The sequence below is a fragment of the Corallococcus terminator genome (genome assembly GCF_003611635.1).
Classification (GTDB): Bacteria; Myxococcota; Myxococcia; order Myxococcales; family Myxococcaceae; genus Corallococcus; species Corallococcus terminator.
The window spans coordinates 46,361-52,839 of sequence record NZ_RAVZ01000014.1 but is presented as its reverse complement, the minus strand read 5'-3'; the positions used below and the strand labels follow the sequence as shown (position 1 = coordinate 52,839).

The window sequence follows — 6,479 nt, the reverse complement described above, 5'->3', positions numbered from 1 at the left end:
AGCTCAAGGGTGCCAAGGCGGCGTGGGTGGACCGCGATTCGGTGGCGGGCTACCTGCTGCCCAGCGCCTACCTCAAGACGCAGGGCCTGGAACCGTCGCGGGCGTTCGTGTCGCAGCAGTTCACGGGCTCGTACCAGGGCGCGCTGGATGCGGTGCTGGGGGGCAAGGCGGATGTGACGAGCGTGTTCTGTCCGCCGGCCTCCACCGGGCTGACGTTCGCCACGGGCGTGGAGGACGTGCTGGGCAAGGGGATGGGTTCGCGCTTCGAATTGCTGGCCTACACGGACGAGGCGCCCAACGACGGCGTGCCCGTGGCCATGGGGTTGCCGGCGCCGCTGGTGGCGTCGCTGGAGTCGGCGCTGCTGGGGTTGCAGTCCACGCCGGACGGGCAGGCGCTCCTGGGCGACATCTTCAACGCGGAGCGCTTCGAGGTCGCCCCGCGCATGGGCTACCGCGCGCTGTACCGCGTCGCGCTGGCGAGCCTGTAGGCGCGATGTCCGCCCGGTGAATCCGGGCGGAGGCGAACCACGGCGTCACGCGAAGAAGGCCTCCTTGGTGGGAGCGCCGCTCACGCGGGCCTGGTTGCTACTTGTCGGAGTCGGGGCCGTTGCCGCGCGTGGGGCGCCGGGCGTTGGAGACGGAGCCCTCGGAGGCGCGGGCTCCCTTCGCGGGCGCCTTGCCCCCGACGGAGTCCTCCGCCGCGCGCACCGGCTTCGACGCGGAACGACTGTCGGCGGCACCTTCCATCGCGCGCACGGGCTTCGGGGCGGAACGGCTGTCGGCGGCCTCCTCCTGCGCGCGCACGGGTTTCGGGGCGGAACGGCTGTCGGCGTCCTCGGAAGTCCGCACGGCCTTCGCGGCGGACCGGCTGCCGGAGGCTCCTTCCGACGTGCGCACGGGCTTCGCGGTCGGTCTGAACGCCACGGGCCCTTCCGGCGTGGACCCGGCCGACTTCTCACCCGTCCGGCCCGCGTCCTCATCGCCCCGCACGGGGCGCGTGTCCGCGTGGCTCAGGCCGGTGTTCTCCCTCGTGCGCACCGGCCGCGCTTCGGGACGGCTCAGGCCGGAGTTCTCCTTCGTCCTCACGGGGCGCTCTGGAGGACGCGCCACCCCGGAGTCCTCCGGCGTGGCCGCGGCCTTCGTCGACGACTGGCTCACGGCGGACGGCTCTGGCGGAGGCGGCGGCTTCGCGGGCGCCTTGCCCTGGGCCGGCAGCGTCCCCGTCACCTTCGGGGCCGCGGCGCCCGGCCGGGCCATCAGGCGCGGGTCGAAGTAGATCATCGTCGGCTCGGCCGCGAAGCGCTCCTCCTCCAGCTCGTCCGCGTACACGTCGCGCATGAACGCGGCCAGGTGCGCGCTGGTGCCGTGCAGCTTCTCCTGCTGGAGGAACTCCTCCAGCGCGAGCTGCAACTCACCCGCGGTGGAGAACCGGTCGTCGCGCTTGCGCGCCAGCGCCTTGAACACGATGGCGTCCAGCGACTTGGGGATGCCCGGCACCGCTTCCGACGGCGGGACGATTTTGAAGCCCACCACCGCCTTGAGCGTGGCCATCTCCGACTCACGCTTGAACAGGCGCCCGTTGGTGAGCAGCTCGTAGAACACCGTCCCCAGCCCGAACACGTCCGAGCGCGCATCCAGCGGCTCGCCCCGCGCCTGCTCCGGGGACATGTACGCGTGCTTGCCCTTGATGGTGCCCACCACCGTCTGGGACAGCTTGCCCTGCGCCTTCGCCACGCCGAAGTCGATGAGCTTCACGCCGCCGTTGAAGCCGACCAGCACGTTCTGCGGCGACACGTCCCGGTGGATCAGCGACAGCTTGCGGCCGGACGGACTGCGCGCGTTGTGCGCCGCGTCCAGCCCCGCCGCCGCCTCCGCGATGATGCGACAGCGCAGGCCCAGCGGGAATCCACCCGGGTGCGCCGACGCGCGCGGCACCAGCGACCCCAGGGGCTCGCCGTGCACGTACTCCATGGCGATGTAGTACTGCCCGTCCACATCCCCCATCTCGTAGATCTGCGCGATGTTCGGATGGTTCAAGAGCGCCGCGATGCGCGCCTCGTCCAGGAACATCTGGAGGAACTCGTCGTCCTCCGACAGGTGGGGCAACAGCCGCTTCACCACCAGCAGCTTCTGGAAGCCCACCGGCCCCTTCTGCCGGGCAAGGTAGACGGCCCCCATGCCGCCGGTGGCCAGCTTGCGCAGCAATTCATAGCGGCCGAACGTTTCCACTCCGACCGTGACGATAGCCGCGCGCGCGCGGATCTCAAAAGTCCGTCACCCCGGAAAACGCGAACCGGGCCAGTCCCCCTGGGAACCGGCCCGGCCGCGCTGCGTCACGAGTCTTCGCGAACCCCCTACGGCGTCGGGGCGCAGATGCTGCGGTAGCGGATCTCCACGGACTGGCCCGGGGTGGGCACCGAGCCCTCGTTGAAGATGATGGCGTTGCGGCCCGTGTCGTACAGCCACTGGTTGCTGGGGATGACGCGGCCGTTCACCCGCACGCTCAGCTCCCCGGTACCGTCCGGCTGGGCGGTGAGGGTGAAGTCGGCCTGCGGCTCACCGGCCTGCTGGATGATGGGGTCCAGGAACCCCCGGTAGTCGCCCTCGCAGATGGAGCCCACCGAACCGCCCGTGCCCCTGGCCACCGCGGCGAAGCGGTCCGCGTTGGGGCCGGCGGTGGTGCACGCGGTGCTGGTGGGGACAAGGGCGTGCAGGTTGCTGCGCTGGGACATGCCCGTGCCCTTCAGCGTCTGGAGGAACTGGATGTAGCTGTCCGGCTCGAAGCCGGAATGGTCATCCTCGTCCGCCAGCACCACCACGGCCATGCGGGCCGCGGCGCGGGTGAAGCCCAGGTTGCCGTCGTTGGGCTGCGCGGTGCGGATGTCGTCGGCCTGTTCGGACAGCGGGGCGGAGAGGCCCTGGCGCATCGTCTCCAGGCCCTGCACCAGGTTGTGGCAGAGGCCCACGCCCAGGTTGGACTGGATGGTGGTGGCCGCGTTGGCGCTGGTGCCGGACACGACGCGGGCGCGGCTGCCGTCCACCGGGAAGAGGCGACCGGCCTCACCGCCGTTGGCGCCGCCGCCGCACAGGCCCGTGCGCTGCACGAGGCCGGTGCTGGTGACGCCCACGCGCACGTCCACGTTCAGCTCCTTCGCGCGCTCCAGCCAGCCGGGAATCGCGGACTTCAGGCGCTGCTGGTAGGTGTCCATGGTGGTGGTGTTGGAGACCACGAAGAGCACGTCCAGTTGGCTGTCGGTGCCCTGCGTGAAGCGGTCCACCTGGATGCCCTCGTGGTTGGTCTCCGCGAGCAGCGGGACGAGGAAGCCGTTGGGCTCCGTGTCCGCCCGCAGGTACATGGGGCTGAAGTGCTGGCCCAGCACGTTGCGGGCGTAGTTCACTTCCATCTCGAAGCCCTGGCCCGGCCCAAGCGTGACGGGCGCGGTGACGGGCGTCATCAGCGAGAACTGGTTGCTCGTGCCGTTGCCGATGACGGCGTCCGCCACGGTGAGCGGCTCGCTGCAGCGGTTGGAGATGAACGTCTTGCGGGGCTTCGCGGCGCAGTCGTAGCGGATGGGCCCGAAGTCCACGAAGGACGGCGTGGCGACGAGGCAGGACGCCTGCGACACGGCGTGGATGGGCAGCGTCACCGTGGGGAAGGCGGGGTTGTTCACCGTGAGCTGGAGCTCGCCGTTGAACTCACCGCCCGTGGTGGGCGCCCGGAAGGAGATCATGGAACTGAAGGCCGTGTCGTAGAGCACCACGCCGCCGGTGATGGGACCGCCGGGCATGGTGAACACGCCGCCGCCGTCGTTGGACAGGTGCACGTTCTTGATGGCGCACTCGGCCCGGCCGGGGTTGCGGAAGTAGAAGCCCAGCACCGCGCCGCGGCCCGGGGCCACGTTGGCGAACTCCAGCGACGGCTGGGGCAGCAGCTCATACACGCAGGGGCCGCTCGCACGGGCGCGGCCCGTGAGGGTGATGGCGCGCTCGGGCGTGAACAGGTCGTTGGACTGCACGTAGAGCGTGGCGGTGAAGGGCCCTTCCGTCTTGGGCTCGAAGTAGACCTTCAACTCCAGCGCGTCGTCGCCCGGGGCAATCTGGAGGCCGTTGGCCTCCAGCGCGGGCCAGGTGCCGGCCTTCCACGGGTAGTTCTGCGTGCCGCGCGTGGGCGTGGCCACGGCGAACTGCACCGCGTCGCCTTCGGCGCGCACGCCGGTGAAGGTGAGGGGGCCGTTGCTGCCGGCGTTGGTGATGCGGATGACCTGCTCCACCTTGCCGCCCACCGGCAGCTCGCCGAAGTCGAGCGCCACCGGGGCCACGGCCAGCGTGGGCCGGCCGCCTCGTGCATCCAGCATCACGCGCGACTCACGCGCCTTGTCGGACGCGTACGCCACGGTGAGGTTGCCCACGTTGGGGCCGGAGAAGCGCGCGGCGAACTGCATCCGCATCTCCACCACCTCGCCCGGCTGCACCGTGGAGCCCTCGGGCTTGGACAGGGGCGAGAAGGCGGTGTCGCTGGTGGCCAGCGTGGAGATGGTGACGGGGCGCCAGGTGATGTTGCGCGCCCGGGTGAAGGACTCGGTGCGCTCGTGCACCGGGATCTCGTCGAAGGGCACCGGCGCCGGGTCGAACGCGAAGGCGCTCGCCACGGAGTTGCCCTTCAGGTCCACCACGGACGGGGTGCACGTCTCGCACGACACGACTTCCAGGCGGGCGCCCATCTGGCCCAGCGCGCGCGGCAGGTACTTCGTGCGGATGACCTGGGTGCTGTTGGGTGGCACGGTGATGGTGTCCGGCGTGAACGGGTCCGCCTGGTCGCCCGCGACCTTCAGCGTCAGGGGCAGGTCCACCGGGTTGGTGACGGTGACCTCCAGCACGCGGTCGCTGTCGACTTCCAGCGTCTCGTAGTCCAGCACCGGCGGGTTCACGCCGATGGGCGTGGGCGTGCCCATGCCACGCACGGGCAACTGGTTGAGCGAGCCCACGTTGGCGTCCGTCGTCACGCGCAGCGTCTCTTCGACGGCGCCTTCGGCGAGCGGGTGGAAGCGAACCTTCACCACGTGAGACTCGCCCGGCGGCACGCGGCCGCCCCCTTCGGTGAGCTCCACCTGGTACGACGGATTGTTGCCCAGCCCCAGCGCCTCCAGCGCGGAGAAGGGCACGTAGCCCACGTTGCGGATGCGCACTTCGCGCTCACGCCATTCGCCCACCGGCACCTCGCCGAAGTCGAGCGCTTCCATGTCCAGCACCGCGGTGGCCTGCACTCCGCGCGTCTGGTCTTCCTCGTGACACGCCAGCGTCCCTGCCATCAGCGAAGCCAGCAGGACGAACCGACCCCTCCACCCCTTCACCATTGTCCGCTCCCCACCCTTCCAACCCACACGCACACGGATGCCCGGGACACGTGATCCATCTCGGGCAGGGTCTAATCAAGTCCCGTGCCGTCGCGGGACCGGAGGAGGCATCCACCTGAAATCAGGGACTTGGCTCGGGGATTGGCGGCCAAGTGAGCGCTGGAGGGAAACAGGGTGCCCTGGAGGGTGAAAGGTTTTTCCTGACCTTTTGCCAACCCTCACCCCCATCTTTTCAGGTCCGGGATGAGACGTTTGCCTGGACGAAGGTCGCGATCGCGGCGGCCACGGCCTGGGGCTGCTCCAGGTGGACGTGGTGGCCGCCGTCGAAAACCTGGGGTGGGCCCACCAGGGTTCGCAATGCGTCCAGCCTCCCCTGGAGGAGGGCCGGGGAAGGGGACAGGCCTTCGCTTCCGCGCAGGACCTGGACGGGGCAGGTGATGGCGGCCTCCAGGGCCAGCCACTGGGCCTCGTCGAAGCCCTGGCCGAAGCGGCGGCGGTGGCGCGGGTCGAAGGTGAAGGCCTGCTCGCCTTCCGGCGTGGGGTGGGTTCCGTGGCGGGCGAAGAGCAGGGCCGCGTCCGGGGACAGGGTGGGGTTGGCCTGGCGCAGGCGCTCCGCGGCGGCCTCCACGGTGGGGTAGCGCTTGCGGTTGGGCGGGCGGCGCGCGTCGTCCAGGAAGCCGCGCAGCCGCTGCACCGCGCCCTCGGGCGGACCTCCGGAGGGGCCCAGGCTTTCGATGAGGGTCAGGCTCTGGATGCGCTCGGGGCGCGCGGCGGCGTATGCGAGTGCGACGATGCCGCCCAGCGAGTGTCCTACGAGGTGCACGGTGGGCAGGGCCAGCCCGTCCAGGGTGGCCTCCACGTCCAGCAGGTGGTCGCTGAGGTGGTAGGCGGCGCCGGGCCCTACGTGGCCGCTCTCCCCCATGCCGCGGAAGTCGAGCAGCACCGTGCGCCAGTCGGGGGGCAGGTGTTCGCAGAGCGGGTCGAAGCTGTGCGAGTGGTCCAGCCAGCCATGGAGGAACAGGACCGCGGGCGTTCCGCCCGGGTGTCGCTGGCGCACGTGCAGCGGCAGGCCCTCGGCATCCAGGGTGAGTGATTCGAAGGGGGCGGCGGGCATGAGGGTGGCTC

At 70.8% G+C, this 6,479-nt stretch carries 4 protein-coding genes; 1 reads left to right on the top strand and 3 read right to left on the bottom strand.

What is annotated here, in order from left to right; genetic code table 11:
* Window positions 1–488 (top strand): phosphate/phosphite/phosphonate ABC transporter substrate-binding protein (locus D7V88_RS03945; protein WP_147448604.1); only part of this gene is annotated, 488 nt, incomplete at its 5' end.
* 97 nt (window positions 489–585) lie between these two features.
* On the opposite strand, the gene D7V88_RS45450 is transcribed toward D7V88_RS03945, so the two are convergent.
* The 3 genes from D7V88_RS45450 to D7V88_RS03930 all read right to left on the bottom strand — a co-directional run bounded on the left by D7V88_RS45450 (window position 586) and on the right by D7V88_RS03930 (window position 6,468).
* Entirely contained in the window at window positions 586–2,229 is a 1,644-nt protein-coding gene (locus D7V88_RS45450; protein ID WP_279635979.1) for a serine/threonine protein kinase, read from the bottom strand.
* A 125-nt stretch (window positions 2,230–2,354) separates the two neighbouring features.
* The gene (locus tag D7V88_RS03935) at window positions 2,355–5,354 is read right to left on the bottom strand and encodes a choice-of-anchor D domain-containing protein (protein WP_120539243.1); all 3,000 of its coding nucleotides are present in this window, start codon (window positions 5,352–5,354) and stop codon (window positions 2,355–2,357) included.
* Between the two features lie 232 nt (window positions 5,355–5,586).
* Window positions 5,587–6,468: an alpha/beta fold hydrolase gene (locus D7V88_RS03930; protein WP_120539242.1), complete on the bottom strand. Its 882-nt coding sequence runs from the start codon at window positions 6,466–6,468 to the stop codon at window positions 5,587–5,589.
* Between the last annotated feature and the right edge of the window lie 11 nt (window positions 6,469–6,479).